This window comes from Methylophaga sp. (assembly GCF_030651745.1).
The window spans coordinates 31,668-48,428 of the sequence record NZ_JAUSCC010000045.1 but is presented as its reverse complement, the minus strand read 5'-3'; the positions used below and the strand labels follow the sequence as shown (position 1 = coordinate 48,428).

Sequence of the window (16,761 nt, the reverse complement as noted above, 5' to 3'; positions counted from 1 at the left end):
CCCACTTCAAGCAAAAAATAACTGAAATGGGTATGAACAATTGCTCAATCTTGTTTATAATGTGCCGCTTGCTGCCCGGGTGGTGAAATTGGTAGACACAAGGGACTTAAAATCCCTCGGCTTTGCGGCTGTGCCGGTTCGACTCCGGCCCCGGGCACCATCAGAATACAAAAAGCCTCGATACGGAAACGTTTCGAGGCTTTTTTGTTTGCATAAAATTGGCATCAATAGCATTTCGAGTTATCTATAATATTTATTGATATTTAAATTATTGGGTTTTAAACGGGGATCTCATCGGGTTTTGGGGGGTAAATAGTAGGTAGCAATTTTGTTTTAATATATTCGATTAACGATATGGCATTTCCATTAACATCTTTATAGTAATCTGTTGCTTGATTAACTAACTGATTTAGTACCGTGGTCTCTAATTGAATTTTCCCAGTCGCTATCCCCATTAGCAAATCTACAGCGGCATTTTCTTTTCCAGATGAATTTTCATCTATTAATCTCTCTAGAATACTCGAAAATTCTTCGCTCAATACCCTATCACTGCGGTAATCCATCTCTCGGGCGTTTGAGGCTCTCCATAAACAGCTTTGTAATAGTGCATCAGTAAATCTAGTAAAGTTCTCAGGTGCTATAACTGAATGCTGGTATACATAACTAAACAAAGAGTCTTTGTCATTTTCTAAATATGGCCGCTCTCTTAAGCCTTGCAATATAGAAGAAATCGTTAAGTATACAGCCTCTGGATTTATGGCTTCTGGTTGATACACGCCCCCTTCAGACCGAAGTTCTGAGCTCTTAAAACATCCGCTCTGTCCCGCCAAAATTCCGATTCAGCTTCGAGGTTTTCAACAACAACAAGCTCTCTTTGCCAGCTATTAGCATTATCAGAATGACCTATAAAAACACATTTCCAAGCATGAAATGAATACTTCATTCCATTAGGACCATAAACCAGGCTGCTATGAAATTGCTCATAGGAAGTTTTACTTGAGGCCACTACAAAAGGTGAAATAAAGATACGATTACCTACGTGTCCAGAAATTCTGAGGTTTCTATTTAGCTTGAGCAAGGTTTGTCCACTTCCTGTTACAGGCATCACAACTACAACAGACTCATCGCCTTTAATCTCTTTTCTTGCATTATCGATGTCAATTTTTTCGAAATTATTTATTCCGTTTTGTTTTAATAGATCTTCTACTCTTTGTACCAAGGTAGTGCTTGCTTGATCGATACTTTGATAAACAAGCCAACCAACTTTTGGTGGAACGTACCAATCAACTATGTTCTTTAACCAATCATTGAACTTGTCATCATTCGAAAAATAATCATTGGAATCGATGTAAACAGAGGAAACAGGGTAATCAGAATTAATTTTTTTATTGCAGAGTATTAAATTACTACTTTTATTTGGAAATATCAGAGATGTAACAGCATTTGTTTTGTGTGCAGCCTTTATGTATACACGATTCGGTTTTTCAACTTCAGCAGTAAAATTCTCACCCCAAACTTTAACTTTTATTACAGATCCCTCAGATAAAACTTTTTTTGCTGCTCTCGATAAAGTGGCGATATTTACTAACGTTTCATCTCCAACTTTATCTTCGAGAGTTTCTGCATAGGATAACAAGGTCAGAACTTGATCATTCTCTAAAGACCACTCCTGAGCAATCTTAACTCCAAGGCTATTCGTGGTTGAAGCAGATATCAGAACCCAGACATCTTCTGTTAATTCAGGTTTTGGCCAGTTGTTTTCTATTCCTTCGTAGGAACCATAACTTTGATAAATAGCAGTTCTGCACTCAGAATTGGAAAACCTCATCCAGTAGAACAACAGTGCTTCAACAAAGGAAGAAATACTGTTTGTATCTATGTATATTCTTTTGATCGTTCTTTTTCGAGGCGCTTTTGACAGTAAACAAAATGCAATGAATTGATTCTCTGCATACCCTATCGCCAACTCACTAGCCTTAATGAACTCCTCAAATTCGTGTTTTGAGGGTTTTATGAAAACTGTACCTGATGGCGCCTGAAGAATAACCTGATCTTTTCTAGCTTTGGCTAGATTGTACAATCCTCGATCAACTATCTGTTTTCGTAATTCAATAAGATCATCACAGACCGCTGATGTTGCATTTACTGCATAAGATTTAAACTCGCCTGACTTATCAAATGCTAGGAAGGTTACTGGGATATGCTTCCCGTAACGAATAATATTTGCGTAGCACTTTCCATCGACTTTAAAAAAATCTTTGATAAGTTCATCTATATAACTTGGATATACAAATAAAACCTCCTCAGGTTTATTTGAAAAGTTTCTGAGGTTTTTTTCTAAAAGCTCGGAATAAACAATTGTGTCGCCTTCTAGTTGTCCTGAGAATATAACTAGTACTTCTTTTTCGGATTCCCCCAACTCACCTATTTTTATTGAAGATTCAAATAAATACATTATTTGTCTCCTCGCAGGCTTCTTAATGGAATAACTATGTTAAAGGTGGCTCCATCCATAAAAACGTCCCTAGTCTTAATATCCTTATTTTCGATGATAGTGTTGCCTTCTCGATGGAAAAATGACTTTTCAACAAGGGTTCTGCCTGTCCTTAGTCGAAACCAACCTTTTAAGCTTTTGAGATCAGATAGAACATTTGACAGGCCAGAACCAGATGAATCAGCTTTATCCGTTGATTTGTGTTTAGTAAAACATTCGATAATGGCTTCTTTCTCTTGCTCGATAGTGAGTTTGTCTTTATCAAGTTTGTGCCATCTGCGGGCAAACCCAGGGCCAGAGTCAACAATAGTTATATCAATGGCATGAAATTTTTGATTTCCTTCAGGTAACCATTCTGCAAAAAACTTCGTCAAAGGCCCCCCACCAGATTTCGATATTTCCTCTAATCTTTCTTTCTCTAAAGTAAGAGAATTAAAAATTAGTCCTCGAAAGTTTTTACTTATCGGGTTCCCATAAACATCTGTTCTTGCATGACGATGAGTGTTGGTAAACAGTTCCCGCAATATCTCAGATATATGAGTTATCAAGGTTGGGTCTATATCAGATAAATTTGGCTCAATAACCTGTAGGGCTTCCATGGTTAAATGATGGAATTTTTGAGCCCCAACTACTTCATGATTGTTATAAAGCGGATTATCGAACTCTCTGTCGTGGCTTCCTTTAACTAAAGCTGCTTTGATTGAGGGGATAGTCAAATACATACCTTTAAAAGCATTTTTGAAATTTTCTGCGCGTAGTTCTTTAAAAATAGGTATCGCAGGTTTCAAAGCTGTAACTAAATCAACTTCTTGCTTATTTGATAACAAAACAGAGTCAGATAAACGTAAGGCACAGAGGCCAAAAAGGTGATTGCAAAGATCACTAAAATTATCCGAGGCAGAGTTTTGTACAGAGGTATGAATAATATGATTCTCTGAATTTCTTAACCAAGTCGCAAAGAGCTGTAATACAGCACCTTCCAGGCCAAAACCTCCAGAGTGTGAAAGTTTATTTGGTATCTGCATCTTTGAAGGTTTATCAGAAATTATTTTTTTTGCTAGGTTCTCAATGTCAGAAAAATTAACATTCTTGTTAATTCTTATGTTGGTTAATTCTTCCATTCGATTGCATCCCTACTTTTTCTAAAAATAAATCATTTAATATTTTTATATCTGAGCTCTCTATTCCATTAGTGTATATAGTTTAGTCAAAATGCAAGATAAATTGATCTTTATCTAGTCCTCTCGACACTAAATTGGATAGTAAATACTAATATTAAATATCGAGCGAAATTTATAAATCAAAAGGTCTTTATTCTTGAACGCCTACTCACTCTGCGACCTGATCTGTTAATCGATAGCTAGTACTACGACCACCGCCAGCATTTTGTACAAATATACCTCTTGTCACCAGATCCTGAATATCGCGTAAAGCCGTGTCATTAGAGCATTTCGCCAGCTTGGCATACTTGGAGGTATTCATATGGCCTTCAAAGCCCTCTTTCAGCAAGCTATAACCTCAAAAACAAACTTATTCACTGCATTTTATGCGGCGAATAAAGTCATTATTCACCGCATGTGATCTTCTAATAGTTTAAAAAGCTTAAAAACACCACTTCTGATTTACCTCTGAGGTGAGTACCAACCTGCTGGACTTCAGCACACAATATTTAGTATTTAATCACTGGTCAGATATGAATCTTGAAATCCTCATGCAAAGAGATCCAATGCTCTCGTAACTTAGCTTTATGTTCATCGTCCATTGGCAAATCACTCAAAGCCTGAGGCCATGAAGCTCTTGCTTTTTCCATCACATCACCGAGATGCGGTTTTATCGTTCGCCATGGAATACCTGCTTTCGTCGCCCAATCTTCAAAATGCGCTAACGATACTTTGTACCACTCTTTTGTTTTGCCAAGGTTTAATGCAAATTTCACTTCGTCTTCCATATAAACGTTGGTGGTGACAATGTCATAAGCGGGTGAAAGCCGTGGCGTTTTTTTATCAGGGTAATAAAGGCTCCAATTCTTGAGGTGTGCATCACCGTTAGCCAGCAATATATTGACTAATAAACGCCGGGCGAATTGTTGTACATCTGTCATACCATCGCCGGAGAAACCATAGATAATCCTTCCTAGCTGCTCATAATTCGCTGATTTATATTTTTCGTGAGGATATTTCACTAATATCTGTGCAAAATCTTCCATATGAATGCGCTTATCTGTAGCCCGATCAAAGCGTTTAATTGCAAAAGCGTATTTTTCATCGGGCAATTTTATTTGGGGCAGATTATCAAGCTTATTCATTTCAACCAGTTTGATTTCTGGAATATCTAAACCCACTATCTGGGCCAGAGACATGGCGGTAAACTCATTTAATGGAACATTTTTGTGTTTTGTTGAAGGCGTTTTGATGATCCAGTCGCCAAGCTCTCCACCTTTTGTGAGGTTATAGCGTCCATCCTTCTCTTTCATGGAGAACTTTATTTGAACGCCTGCCAATGAAAACTTGTTCTCGCCTTCTTCGGTGTTAAATCCAATCGCTTTTGTTTTGCCATGCTTGTTTAGAATGCTTTCTGGAACACGATCAGGCTCCATTGGTTTGGCCACAATCGCACCGGGTAAATCATGTCCCAGAGACGAGAAAAGATGAAATTCATCATCAATATGGATTTTTTTGTTCTGTGTAATTAACTCTCTTAACGCACCTTCCGGTAACAGGTTTGATAGGGTTGGATGCAATCTTTGATGCTTGACCCACGGTTCTGAGAGGATTTTTTCAGCTGTCGGAAAAGCAGGGTGTGTAATCAAACTGAATGTTGAGCGGTTAGGGTTATGACTAAAACTATCTGCAAACGTTAATACATTTCGGCCATTTTGAAATCCGGCCAAATAACCAACAAGTTCATCATGTAAAGATAATTCCAAAACCTGAACTTCATTTACTTGATCTGACGCTCTCATAGCTCATCATCCTCAAGCAATCCTTTCCATGGATCGTCAGCAAAGGTATTGGTTTCTTTCTTTGCTGATGATTGATTGGCAACAAAGTCCTTTTCATTTTCCAGAATTGCTCTCACAGCATTGAGCTTTTCCTGCGGAATCAGCATCAATTCGCTATTGAGTCCTTTTGCGATTAGCTCCAGGGTATCTAAACGCGGATTACCTTTTGTTTCTAGGCGGTTATATTGCTGTCGGGACATTCCAACACGAAGAATCATGTCTTTCTGTTTCAGGCCGAGCGTAATCCGTCGCTGTTTAAGTTGTTTAAGTAATGCGTTCATGAGAAACACTTAAGTTGCTTTTTTAAAATATAGAAGCATATTAGTTTCTTCTTACACTAATAGCAACAGATAAGTTTCTAATCAGTTTAAAAGAAACATATTTGACTCTTTATTGTTAAGTTATACCAATAAAGCAATACATATGATTCTTTTATTTTAGATAAATTGTTGAAGTGATTGCTCATTAATACTGTTGCAAAATCTACAGCCACAAAAAAGCCCCCTTTCGGGGGCTTCTTGTTTTGCGTTATTTCAAATCTTAACGATTGCAGATGTACATCGTTACTTCGAAACCGAAACGCATGTCTGAATATTCTGGTTTAGTCCACATGATCATCACCTCTTGGTTGTTTGATTTGCTTACGGTTCCCATAATACGCCGACGCATTAAATTCCCATAAGGTGAAATGCTTGTTGGGGCTCAGGATTTTGCTTGATGTCTAGGCTTCAATAGCGACCTTTAATACCCCGTCACGCTGATGCGAAAACAAATCATAGGCCTCGGTGATATTTTCCAGTTTGTAACGGTGCGTCACCATGGCACTTAAATCCAGTCTGCCGTGAGAGATAACATCCATCAGACGGCGCATCCGTTCCTTACCACCGGGGCACAATGAGGTGATGATTTTATGATCGCCTAACCCTGCGGCAAATGCGCCCAGTGGAATTGTCAGATCCGATGAATAAACGCCAAGACTGGATAAAGTACCGCCAGGTTTCAAAACACGAAGCGCAGCTTCAAAAGTGCTTTGTTGCCCCAGTGCTTCAATGGCAACATCAACACCACGCCCACCGGTCAATTTCAATATTTCGGCGACAATATCATCCTTGCGATAATCCAAGGTCACGTCTGCGCCCATTTGTTTTGAGATCGCCAGCCGTTCATCTACACCATCCACCGCAATAATCAGACTGGCACCTTTTAAGCGTGCGCCTGCTGTTGCACATAACCCGATTGGACCTTGGGCAAACACGGCTACGATGTCACCAATTTTGATATTGCCAGCTTCAGCTCCAGCAAATCCGGTGGACATAATATCGGGACACATCAGGACCTGTTCGTCCGTTAGATTATCCGGAACAGGGGATAAATTCGCTTGCGCATCGGGGACCAGAAGATATTCCGCCTGGGCACCATCAATAGTGTTACCAAACCGCCAGCCGCCCATTGGCTTGTAGCCATGAGAATGTGAGCCGCCATCCTGTGCTGAGCAACCATCCTGACAGGCATAGGAAGTAAAGCTGGGACAAATTGCCCCCGCAATGACTCGCTGCCCTTCATGATAGCCCTGAACATTTTTGCCAAGCTTTTCAATAACGCCTACGGGTTCATGGCCAATCGTCAGGCCTTTTTCAACGGGATACTCCCCTTTGAGAATATGGACATCGGTTCCACAAATGGTGGTTGTAGTAATTTTGATAAGTGCATCGTTGTCGCCAATATCAGGGATGGGTTTATCATCGATCTCGATTCGGCCGGGCTCTACAAAAATCGCTGCTTTCATCATCGTTGCCATGATTCTTCTCCTCATAAATGCTTATGACGCTCTCATAGCTGCCATGAAAATGAGAGCAATGGGACCAGCATAGCCCCTTTAAGAGCATTAAACATTGACCCAAATCATTCCAAGTGAACTTGTTACTCAGAGAATCAGGTTCGGCTAGAGAATATTTATGACGGCAGATAAAAAATGTCAGGCCTGAGCCTGACAAAAAGACAACGAGAGAGATACTGAATTAACTAACAGAAGCTTCCTTCTGTTAAGTTCACTTATCCGCCTAAATCAACGGAAAAACCGTGAATCATTTCTGATATTTATTCATATCATTGTCGAACAAACTAAATAATGTTTGGCGTTTCACAGATTTATCAGCTCGCCTATTCAACCTGCCCTGTAGATTGCCCGCTGAACTGAATTGTTTTATCGCTACGTAGTGAACATATCTCACGCTTCATTTTGGTGCGTTCGCACCTTCTTCGACCGCAGAATGAGTCACTTTAGATCCTCTTCAGCCCCCAGTAGTCTGGGGATCATTGGTGTGTTCATGTTTTGCTGAATATTACGTTTTCTATGATAATTGGACTGCTTATTGCTTATGACTGTGGTTGGACAAAAAGAACTTATTGATCGTGTTCTGTTACGTCGCTCTACTCATGATCAATCTTTACCGAATTAAGCTTCTTTTAGTGTGTTCATAAAAATAAACACGAATTAAACAATCACCTCATAAAGGATATCGAAATGAGTGGAAACGAATCGCGCCTGACAGCCATTTCACAAATCACCAACCGCGAAAAAATCGCTGTTAAGACTCCTGAATCGTTAGATAAGATTTGGGCAACAGATGTATTCAATCTGGCCACCATGGAACAGGCATTGAATAAATCGGCCTTCAAAGCGGTTAAACAAACTGTACAAACTGGTGCCCCGCTTGCGCCAGCAGTGGCAGATGTCGTAGCAGCAGCGATGAAAAGCTGGGCTTTATCTAAAGGCGTTAAGTTCTTTTCACACATTTTCTATCCAATGACCAATATCACCGCCGAAAAACATGACGGTTTTATTGTGACCAACTCTGATGGCAACGCCATCACCGAATTCTCTGGCAGCTTGTTGATTAAAGGTGAACCGGATGGTTCATCATTCCCGAACGGTAGCCTGCGCATGACCAATGCTGCACGTGGTTACACAGCATGGGATCCAACCAGCCCAGCGTTCATCATGCATACCGAAAACGGTTCAACATTGATGATTCCAAGTGTCTTTATGTCATGGACTGGTGAAGCACTGGATAAGAAAATTCCATTACTGCGTTCTAATGCAGCGATGGATAAAGCGGCTCGCAAAGTGCTGAAATTAATGGGTGAAGAAGAAATCGCCACTCTGAATTCAAGCTGTGGCGCTGAACAGGAATATTTTCTGGTCGACAGTAACTTTGCCAATGCCCGCCCTGACTTATTGTTAGCCGGTCGTACCTTGTTTGGCGCACCGCCAGCCAAAGGTCAGCAATTTGATGATCATTACTTTGGTGCTATTCCAGAACGCGTACAGATCTTTATGCAGGATTTCGAAGACCAGCTTTATCGCCTGGGCATCCCTGCTAAAACACATCACAACGAAGTGGCTCCAGGCCAGTTCGAAATTGCCCCGTATTTTGAATCTGCCAATGTTGCTGCCGACCACCAGCAGTTAATGATGACATTGATGAAAAGCACGGCCAAAAAACATGGCTTTATGCTGCTGTTACATGAAAAACCGTTCGCTGGCGTCAATGGTTCAGGCAAACACGTTAACTGGTCTGTCGGTAATGCCACGCAAGGTAACTTACTGGATCCAGGCAGCACACCGCACGATAACCTCAACTTCTTATTGTTCTGTGGTGCCGTTATCCGTGGTGTGCATAAATTTGGTCCATTACTACGTGCGGTTATTGCTTCTGCCTCAAATGACCACCGTTTAGGTGCTAATGAAGCGCCTCCGGCCATCTTGTCTGTGTACCTTGGCGACCAACTGGAAAAAGTCTTCCAGGATATTAAAGAAGGCAAAATCGCTACATCGTCTAAGGGCGGCGAAATGGACTTAGGGTTGTCACAAATCCTGAAATTCGAACGTGATCCTGGTGATCGTAACCGTACTTCTCCATTTGCTTTCACTGGCAACCGTTTTGAATTCCGTGCTGTGGGTTCATCACAGTCCGTTTCGGGTCCATTAGTCGCGATGAACACCATCCTGGCTGATTCATTGGATTGGATTGCTGAAAAACTGGAAGCTGAACTGTCCAGTGGCAAAACTAAAACAGAAGCAGTGTTAGCAGCCTTAAAAACACTGATGGAAGAGCACGGTAACGTGGTATTTGGTGGTGATGGTTACTCTGCCGAATGGCACAGAGTCGCGGTTGAAGAACGTGGCTTGAAAAATCTGCCAACCTCAGCCGACGCACTGCCATACCTGCGTGACGAGTCTATTCGTGAGCTGTTTTCAAGAACCGGCGTGTTATCACCCGTCGAATTGGAAAGCCGCTTCGAAGTGTATGCCGAGCAGTATATTTTATCGATTGAAGTCGAAGCCAAACTGGTTATCGAAATGGCCAAAACCATGATTTACCCAGCCGCAACCCAATATCTGGCTGAGTTATCAATGGCCAATAACGGCATGGCAGAACTGGGCATTGAAATGGATAACGCCATCGCCTTATCAATCGCCAACGAAACCAACGCCATGATTGCAGCAGTCGCCGAACTTTCTTCGGCCATTAAGCAACATGACTTTGATTCAGTCGAAGCTCACATGAACTACTGCGCCCATGAAATAAGAGGGTTAATGGTGAAAGTACGTACTCACGTTGATGCTTTGGAAGTGGAAGTAGCCGATGATTTATGGCCACTGCCGAAATACCGTGAGATGCTGTTTATCAAATAAACCGCAATCTAAGTTACACGCAACAAAAAAGGGCCAGAGAATTTTCTCTGGCCCTTTTGTTTGTCATGTTGAAACAAGCTGTTTTCGCCTTTCAACCCTTTCTACAAGGTTCCACGCAATACCCCCAACGCCAATACCACTGACGTAGCAAAGGCAATAGAAAAACCGATCCACAAGAAAGACTGACAATGCATGAAAGGTTTGCCATCATTCTTTTGAAACATTTCACCATACAGCCATTGATTCCATAAAATTGGGCATAACGTAGCAAAGATAATTCCAATCATCGACGTTATTGACGGCACTGAATCAGTGTACCCAAGCGAAATTAAAGCTATGCAGAACAGTAGCTTTGTTACGGATAAATTATTTTTATATTTAGAAATTTTATGCGGTTCTAAATTCATGGGCAAACATTGAAACCTATAGAACTTGTCAGACTTGATTTGTTTCTTTAGCAGCTTCAGCCTTTAGACGTTCAACTAACCAGACTTTTATAATCGATTGCCGTGTAACACCTATGCGTGCCGCTTCACGATCCAGGGATTCGACCACCCAGGATGGAAAATCGACATTGATACGCTTTTGCACTTGGTTGATGCGACGACCACGCGAAAGATCAAGATCGTCAATAATATCTTCCTCACCCTCATCAAATTTTTTATCAAAATCTTTAGCTTTCATATAGTTCTACCTCTTTTGGTCGAGAACGCCTGACAGAGATCAAACGGACTCTTTCGTTTCTGTACGTGACCACCGCCGACCAGTGCTTAGTCGCGATACGACCAATAACAAGAAATCGGGGTTCATTGTCGGATTTGGCAGGGAATTCCAGAAGATCTGGGTCATCCCAAAGTTCCTTAGCCGCTTCGAAGTCAATCTCATGCTTTTCTAAATTGGCCTGACTCTTATGGTCATCGTACTCAAAGTCTTTCATGAGTATAAATTATTCCTTTTTTACTCATTTTTCAAGGTAGAAAATTGGATATTGAAAAGCATTAAAGAGTTTTCTCTGGCGCTTTTGTTTGTTTACTCCCTCGCTTAAATCCCTCCCATTTTTCACTGCACTGATCCCTAGCCGAAATGGCACAAATTCTGCTCATTGAAGACCTAACGACACTCTATACGACGCAGGCTGGCGCTTTATATCCAGCGAAAGCAAAGCTCTCGCACCGATAGAGTGCCGACACCTTCTTCGGAGACTAGTCAATGCCAGATATGAGTGCGTTAGATGCCTTATGGTTGTTAATTGCAGCAATGCTGGTTCTGATTATGCAGGGTGGATTCCTTTGTCTGGAGTCGGGTCTGACCCGCAGCAAAAATGCGATTAACGTAGCGCTTAAAAACGCTTTTGATTTGATCGTTACCGCCATGCTGTTCTGGCTGTTTGGTTTTGGCATCATGTTTGGTGCCCATGATGGTCTGCAACTCGATACCCACTGGTTTCTTGCCGATTTTTCCAGAGACGAATTCTGGCATGCGAGTTTTTTCTTTTTTCAATTAACCTTTTGTGCCACCGCCGCCACCATAGTCTCGGGTGCCATCGCTGAACGCAGTCGCTTTGTGGTTTATATCATCATTACCGCGCTTATCAGCCTGTTGCTCTACCCCGTGTTTGGTCATTGGGTCTGGAGTAGCGCTGTTAATGAATCTCCTGGCTGGTTGGAAGCCATGGGATTCACCGACTTTGCTGGCAGCACGGTAGTACACAGTGTTGGTGGCTGGGTAGCATTGGCCGCCGTGATTGTTGTCGGTCCTCGAAGCGGACGTTTCATTCGAGGCAAAGTACAATCCATTCCGGGTAGCAATTTGCCACTGGCGATACTTGGCATGCTGTTTTTTATGATCGGTTGGATCGGTTTCAATGGTGGCAGTACGCTGGCTTTTACCACCGCTATTGCTGGCATCATCGTCAACACCATCATCGCAGCAGCTGCCGGTGGGATCACCGCTATCCTGCTATCTAAAACGCAACCCGATAATAGCCAAACCACCTCACTCACCATTAATGGCACCCTGGCCGGATTAGTTGCGATCACTGCAGGTGCCCATGTGGTTTCAACACCGCAAGCAGCAATGATTGGCAGCCTTGGCGCGTTGGTCATGTTTCTTGCTGAAAAACAGATGCATCGACTGCAACTGGATGATGCCATTTCGGCGGTGCCGGTACATTTGGCTGCCGGTATCTGGGGCACTTTGGCAGTTGCTATTTTTGGTGATTTGCAACTGCTCGATACCGGCTTAAGCCGCGCTGGCCAATTACAGGTACAGCTGCTTGGCATATTCGCCTGTGCCATGTTTATTTTCCCGCTGTCACTAACCTTTCTCGTGTTGCTGAATCGTTACATCCCATTACGTGTCAGTTTTGAAGCCGAGCAGCAGGGGCTGAATGTTTCAGAACATGGTGCGAAAACAGAACTGAGTGACCTGCTTTCAGCCATGCAAACTCAGGAACGTAGTGGTGATCTGAAGCAGCGGGTACCGGTTGAGCCGTTTACCGAAGTCGGTCAGATAGCATCCCAGTACAACCGGGTTATTGCTAACTTGAACCGTATGGTGACACGCACCCGATTAATTGTGCGTGATATGCGTGACGGGGTTATCACCTTCTCCAGTCAGGGCATTGTGACCAGTGCCAATCCAGGGGCGGAAATTCTGTTCGGCCGACCTGCACACCAGTTGGTGGGGCAGCCAACGGACGTGTTACTCCATGAACAAAACAAACAAACTTTTACGGGCACATTACCGGAGCATTTGTTTGTCACCCTGGCCAGCAGCCAACAGCCTGGGCCTTATGAGATTGTCGCCAAAAACAGTAAGGGTAACGCCTTCACACTGGAGGTCACCACCACCGCCAGTCCAACCGATGAAGGCGTGCAATACAGCGCCATGCTCAGGGATATCAGCGAAAGAAAAAAGATGGAGGCTCGTCTGCATCGCCATTCTGAGCTTGCACAAGTCACACTGGAAGCAATCACCGAAGCAGTAGTCACCTGTGATGCTGCACATAACATCGTCTACCTTAACCCAATGGCTAGCGAACTGCTGGGACAGACATCTGAGCAGGCATTTGGGCAACCTATTGACGATGTTATTCAGATTGAAGACAGCGAAGCGACTCAAACGAAAATTACGACATTGTGTCTCGAATACTCCGAAAAATCGCCTAACTCCAGTCAAAAGCGTCTATTTGTGCTGAAAAACAAGCAAGGTGATGAGTTTGAAGTACAGCTGAATTGTGCTCCCTTACTGGATACCAACCGCCAAAATATAGGCTGGGTTGTGGCACTACAAGACATTACCCAAAACAGTCGTTTGCAAAAGATGCTGACCTTTCAGGCAGTGCACGACACTCTGACTGGCCTGATCAACCGACGTGAATTTGAAAAGCGTCTCGAATCGCTGATCTATGAAGCTCACCATGATAAAGCCGAACATCTGCTCTGCTATCTGGATCTGGATCAGTTCAAACTGGTGAATGACACCTGCGGCCATAGAGCCGGTGACGTTCTATTGAAACAACTCTCAAATCTACTGAAACCTGTACTGCGTCAGAGCGATACCCTGGCACGACTGGGGGGTGATGAATTCGGGGTGTTGCTCAGCCATTGTCCAATTGAAAAAGGCCGGGATATTGCCGAGGCACTGCGAAAAACGGTTACCGCTTTTCGTTTTTCCTGGGATGGTCAGGTGTTTTCCGTAGGTGTCAGTATCGGCCTGGTCAGTATTACAGAGGCCAGTGGCAGCCTGGATGAAGTGTTAAGTCATGCTGATGCCGCTTGCTATGCAGCCAAAGATCTAGGGCGTAACAGGGTTCATCTGTTCCAGCCGGATGACATTCAGGCACAGGAGCGCCAAGGTCAAATTCAGTGGGCAAGTCGGCTACAGGAAGCGCTCGATAAAGACCTTTTCCGGCTCTATTTTCAGACGATTGTTCCACTGGAAAACAGCGAAAGCACCATGCCGCATTATGAAATTCTTGCTCGCATGATCGGTCCACAGGGAGAAATCATTCCGCCAGGTGCCTTTATTCCGGCTGCCGAACGTTTTGGGCTGATGCCCAAGATCGATCAGTGGGTGATTCGCAACACGCTGGCCTGGATGGGCGATCAACTTCGCCAGAACAAACAGCCTGTGTTTTGCTCAATTAACCTGTCCGGTGCCTCCATTGGTCGCGAAGACTGCCTGCAGTTAATTCGGGAACAACTGGAGAAACGCAAGGTTCCAGCAAACAATATTTGCTTTGAAATCACCGAAACCGCCGCCATCGCTGATCCAGCCAATGCCAGTCGCTTCATTACCGAACTGAAACGCCTGGGCTGCCAGTTTGCGCTTGATGATTTTGGCAGTGGCCTCTCTTCATTCGGTTATCTGAAACAATTACCCGTTGATTACTTGAAAATTGACGGCTTTTTCATCCAGGAACTAGCCAATAATCGCATTGACCAGGCCATGGTCGCTTCGATTAACAACATCGGCCATATTATGGGGTTAAAGACCATTGCCGAATTTGTTGAAGATGCGGCAACGCTGGATATCCTGCGTCAGATTGGGGTGGATTATGTTCAAGGCTTTTACCTGTCACGGCCAGAACCTTTGGAATCACTCACCAGTGTTCGGGTAATGCCACGTTAAATGCAGGATTTAAGATCAAAGTCTGCCCCTTTACCTATAGATAAATACCTGGTTCCCACGGTCCTCCGTGGGAATCATGTTTATCATATCGAGTCTGACCTTCTGGTCCCGGCACCTTTGTTCAGAACTTAGTTACATACCGTAAAAATATCGTTGACATAGCGACTGTACATATTCGGTTTTTTAGGAACTTCTATTTGCAGATCATTCTCGTATAAATAGCTTTCATATTGGCTTCGCGTCATGGGCCCAGTGACTGATAGAGTTAAATCATTCAAAACCCAAAACTCCATTACGTCTCGATAAACCGAACCTTCGTTACGCTGACCGTTAATCTTTGGGCAATCTATAATTGAAACAACCATCCTAGCCACATATAAATTACCACCTTCGCGGTGTACGGAAAAAACTCCATGTGGAACAATCATTTTGTTGTTAGTCTTAGAATCGCTCTCTAAAACTATGTAACTGTAAAAATCGTCCGTCTCAATGTAACGAAATGGAGAGTTGTTTTCTTTCAACCCTAAATATATAAGTAGACCTAGAGCTACAATTATAAAAAAGAATACTGAATATGATTTTCTAAATTTGGTCATTGGCTCAAAGGGTCAGCCACTGACCGAGCTGCTAAATACATAACTTTTAGTTGCCATCTGGACAAATTTCTTGCCATAACCAAAGATGATTTTCATCAAGGATTGATTTAACGTAAGCGTCATCCTGCTCCCTCCACTGGATATCTTGGCGGCACAATTCAACACCTTTAATTTCTCCACAATGACCATCAATCACATCAAATGTTATTCCCGCACTAGTTAAAATATTTATTACTTCAGGGTTGCGATCTGACAGAAAAACCTCGTCTTTCACTTGCCCTACACTTCTCCAAGACTTTCGACAACACTTTTCTGAGCATGGAATCGTTCTGAGTTCAGAGCGTATTTTGTCAGCTTTATCTTTATCATCTTCTTTCACGCAAATCCAGGTATGTCGCGGATCAGAATTGGGATGGAAAAGTTGCTTGAATTTCCTGTCACCTTTTTTGGGAACTATATAATCAATTTTCTGAACCTCGAATTCGGACATTATTAGGTCATTTTTTAGGTCCGTTGCAACACAGTTTTCCCAGCCAATATCAGGATTACACCCCATTAATAAAGTAGCTAAAACAAAAGTAAAGACGACCTTCTCTTTTTTATAAAACATATAACACCTTCTTATGGAGGCTGAGCCTTTTTTACGAAGCCAGCTTTGCCTAGAGAAGTAAATATTAGTAGTTTTCTGGATTATTGATGAGATAAAACTTCTAATTTCCATATCAGTTCAAGCCATCAGTCCCTTTTATAAATCTTTATATTTAAGGGCAGTACCTGTCGGATCCCCACAAATGATCAAACATTACGGCCTGGCTCCCCCCGGTCCTGTGTGGGAATCAAGTGAGTAGTTCCCACGTAGAGCGCTGTCTTTTGCATTACAAGATTTTAATTGGCTTCGTTATACGTTGACTTTGTACTTGAGATCATTAACTTCGTCACCAGTCATACCGCGAAAACCCCATTGATAGGGCTGTTGCTCTTTAATGACAATTTCAATATCTACTGGCGAGATTGATAGCTTACTTTCAATCTCTTGAAACAGAGCGTGAATGAGCTTTTTCTGGGTATCAACGTGACGGCCAGCCATCATGTTAATTTCAATCACCGTGTAAGCATCTGTGCGTCCGCCCGGGTAGTAGAAATCTTCTCTTTCCATTGGGATAAACCGATGTGCTCTCTTGTCTTCCGGCATACCAAGAACCGACTGCATACACCCATGAATGACGTCAGATAACTGCGCCTTTATCGGATTTAACTCATCCTTTATTCCAAAAATCACAATCATTTTGATTCCTTACTTATGTATAACGCCTTGCTTCACTCGCAATTTTCCGGT

The 16,761-nt window shown here is 42.7% G+C and carries 16 protein-coding genes and 1 tRNA gene; 3 read left to right on the top strand and 14 right to left on the bottom strand.

Annotation, left to right across the window (positions count from 1 at the left end):
- Positions 1-73 precede the first annotated feature (73 nt).
- A tRNA-Leu gene (locus tag Q7V21_RS05085) sits at positions 74-160 on the top strand.
- 118 nt (positions 161-278) lie between these two features.
- Here Q7V21_RS05085 and Q7V21_RS05080 read toward each other — a convergent pair.
- The 8 genes from Q7V21_RS05080 to Q7V21_RS05045 all read right to left on the bottom strand — a co-directional run bounded on the left by Q7V21_RS05080 (position 279) and on the right by Q7V21_RS05045 (position 7,293).
- Positions 279-776, bottom strand: coding sequence for a hypothetical protein (locus tag Q7V21_RS05080; RefSeq protein WP_304916243.1), 498 nt, complete (start codon positions 774-776; stop codon positions 279-281).
- Positions 755-2,455 (bottom strand): hypothetical protein, encoded by a 1,701-nt coding sequence (locus Q7V21_RS05075; RefSeq protein ID WP_304916242.1) that lies wholly within the window; start codon positions 2,453-2,455, stop codon positions 755-757. Before Q7V21_RS05075 ends, Q7V21_RS05080 begins: the two co-directional genes overlap by 22 nt.
- Positions 2,455-3,615 (bottom strand): hypothetical protein, encoded by a 1,161-nt coding sequence (locus tag Q7V21_RS05070; RefSeq protein WP_304916241.1) that lies wholly within the window; start codon positions 3,613-3,615, stop codon positions 2,455-2,457. The genes Q7V21_RS05075 and Q7V21_RS05070 overlap by 1 nt, the downstream gene beginning before the upstream one ends.
- 208 nt (positions 3,616-3,823) lie before the next feature.
- A complete protein-coding gene (locus Q7V21_RS05065) occupies positions 3,824-4,003 on the bottom strand; it encodes a hypothetical protein (protein ID WP_304916240.1) in 180 nt (59 codons plus the stop codon).
- Between the two features lie 178 nt (positions 4,004-4,181).
- Complete coding sequence (locus Q7V21_RS05060) at positions 4,182-5,456, bottom strand: type II toxin-antitoxin system HipA family toxin (RefSeq protein WP_304916239.1); 1,275 nt, start codon at positions 5,454-5,456, stop codon at positions 4,182-4,184.
- Entirely contained in the window at positions 5,453-5,776 is a 324-nt protein-coding gene (locus tag Q7V21_RS05055) for a helix-turn-helix transcriptional regulator (RefSeq protein WP_304916238.1), read from the bottom strand. Before Q7V21_RS05055 ends, Q7V21_RS05060 begins: the two co-directional genes overlap by 4 nt.
- Positions 5,777-6,035: 259 nt before the next feature.
- A complete protein-coding gene (pqqA, locus tag Q7V21_RS05050; RefSeq protein WP_081443609.1) occupies positions 6,036-6,107 on the bottom strand; it encodes a pyrroloquinoline quinone precursor peptide PqqA in 72 nt (23 codons plus the stop codon).
- Positions 6,108-6,216: 109 nt separating this feature from the next.
- Positions 6,217-7,293 carry an NAD(P)-dependent alcohol dehydrogenase gene (locus Q7V21_RS05045; protein WP_304916237.1) on the bottom strand — a complete coding sequence of 359 codons (1,077 nt, stop codon included), beginning with the start codon at positions 7,291-7,293 and terminating at the stop codon, positions 6,217-6,219.
- Positions 7,294-8,019: 726 nt separating this feature from the next.
- On the opposite strand from Q7V21_RS05045, the gene Q7V21_RS05040 reads away from it, so the two are divergent.
- Entirely contained in the window at positions 8,020-10,194 is a 2,175-nt protein-coding gene (locus tag Q7V21_RS05040) for a glutamine synthetase III (protein ID WP_304916236.1), read from the top strand.
- A 101-nt stretch (positions 10,195-10,295) separates the two neighbouring features.
- On the opposite strand, the gene Q7V21_RS05035 is transcribed toward Q7V21_RS05040, so the two are convergent.
- The 3 genes from Q7V21_RS05035 to Q7V21_RS05025 all read right to left on the bottom strand — a co-directional run bounded on the left by Q7V21_RS05035 (position 10,296) and on the right by Q7V21_RS05025 (position 11,131).
- Positions 10,296-10,481: a hypothetical protein gene (locus tag Q7V21_RS05035; RefSeq protein WP_304916235.1), complete on the bottom strand. Its 186-nt coding sequence runs from the start codon at positions 10,479-10,481 to the stop codon at positions 10,296-10,298.
- 148 nt (positions 10,482-10,629) lie between these two features.
- Positions 10,630-10,878: a type II toxin-antitoxin system BrnA family antitoxin gene (gene brnA, locus Q7V21_RS05030; protein WP_304916234.1), complete on the bottom strand. Its 249-nt coding sequence runs from the start codon at positions 10,876-10,878 to the stop codon at positions 10,630-10,632.
- Positions 10,868-11,131 carry a BrnT family toxin gene (locus Q7V21_RS05025; protein WP_304916233.1) on the bottom strand — a complete coding sequence of 88 codons (264 nt, stop codon included), beginning with the start codon at positions 11,129-11,131 and terminating at the stop codon, positions 10,868-10,870. Before Q7V21_RS05025 ends, brnA begins: the two co-directional genes overlap by 11 nt.
- A 272-nt stretch (positions 11,132-11,403) precedes the next feature.
- Between Q7V21_RS05025 and amt the strand changes: the two genes are divergently transcribed.
- A complete protein-coding gene (gene amt, locus Q7V21_RS05020) occupies positions 11,404-14,829 on the top strand; it encodes an ammonium transporter (RefSeq protein ID WP_304916232.1) in 3,426 nt (1,141 codons plus the stop codon).
- A 128-nt stretch (positions 14,830-14,957) separates the two neighbouring features.
- Here amt and Q7V21_RS05015 read toward each other — a convergent pair whose 3' ends face one another.
- The 3 genes from Q7V21_RS05015 to Q7V21_RS05005 form a co-directional block, all read right to left on the bottom strand.
- Positions 14,958-15,425, bottom strand: a complete 468-nt coding sequence (locus tag Q7V21_RS05015; RefSeq protein ID WP_304916231.1) for a hypothetical protein — start codon at positions 15,423-15,425, stop codon at positions 14,958-14,960.
- A gap of 46 nt (positions 15,426-15,471) precedes the next feature.
- The gene (locus Q7V21_RS05010; RefSeq protein WP_304916230.1) at positions 15,472-16,035 is read right to left on the bottom strand and encodes a hypothetical protein; all 564 of its coding nucleotides are present in this window, start codon (positions 16,033-16,035) and stop codon (positions 15,472-15,474) included.
- 288 nt (positions 16,036-16,323) lie between these two features.
- A complete protein-coding gene (locus Q7V21_RS05005) occupies positions 16,324-16,710 on the bottom strand; it encodes a tautomerase family protein (protein ID WP_304916229.1) in 387 nt (128 codons plus the stop codon).
- Between the last annotated feature and the right edge of the window lie 51 nt (positions 16,711-16,761).

What these genes read in the sequence shown, in the direction of transcription:
- Q7V21_RS05075 (WP_304916242.1), bottom strand. Translation starts at nt 2,455, where the DNA reads ATGTATTTATTTGAATCTTCAATAAAAATAGGTGAGTTGGGGGAATCC.
- Q7V21_RS05070 (WP_304916241.1), bottom strand. Translation starts at nt 3,615, where the DNA reads ATGGAAGAATTAACCAACATAAGAATTAACAAGAATGTTAATTTTTCT.
- Q7V21_RS05060 (WP_304916239.1), bottom strand. Translation starts at nt 5,456, where the DNA reads ATGAGAGCGTCAGATCAAGTAAATGAAGTTCAGGTTTTGGAATTATCT.
- Q7V21_RS05055 (WP_304916238.1), bottom strand. Translation starts at nt 5,776, where the DNA reads ATGAACGCATTACTTAAACAACTTAAACAGCGACGGATTACGCTCGGC.
- Q7V21_RS05045 (WP_304916237.1), bottom strand. Translation starts at nt 7,293, where the DNA reads ATGGCAACGATGATGAAAGCAGCGATTTTTGTAGAGCCCGGCCGAATC.
- Q7V21_RS05040 (WP_304916236.1), top strand. Translation starts at nt 8,020, where the DNA reads ATGAGTGGAAACGAATCGCGCCTGACAGCCATTTCACAAATCACCAAC.
- Q7V21_RS05035 (WP_304916235.1), bottom strand. Translation starts at nt 10,481, where the DNA reads ATGATTGGAATTATCTTTGCTACGTTATGCCCAATTTTATGGAATCAA.
- brnA (WP_304916234.1), bottom strand. Translation starts at nt 10,878, where the DNA reads ATGAAAGCTAAAGATTTTGATAAAAAATTTGATGAGGGTGAGGAAGAT.
- Q7V21_RS05025 (WP_304916233.1), bottom strand. Translation starts at nt 11,131, where the DNA reads ATGAAAGACTTTGAGTACGATGACCATAAGAGTCAGGCCAATTTAGAA.
- amt (WP_304916232.1), top strand. Translation starts at nt 11,404, where the DNA reads ATGCCAGATATGAGTGCGTTAGATGCCTTATGGTTGTTAATTGCAGCA.
- Q7V21_RS05015 (WP_304916231.1), bottom strand. Translation starts at nt 15,425, where the DNA reads ATGACCAAATTTAGAAAATCATATTCAGTATTCTTTTTTATAATTGTA.
- Q7V21_RS05010 (WP_304916230.1), bottom strand. Translation starts at nt 16,035, where the DNA reads ATGTTTTATAAAAAAGAGAAGGTCGTCTTTACTTTTGTTTTAGCTACT.
- Q7V21_RS05005 (WP_304916229.1), bottom strand. Translation starts at nt 16,710, where the DNA reads ATGATTGTGATTTTTGGAATAAAGGATGAGTTAAATCCGATAAAGGCG.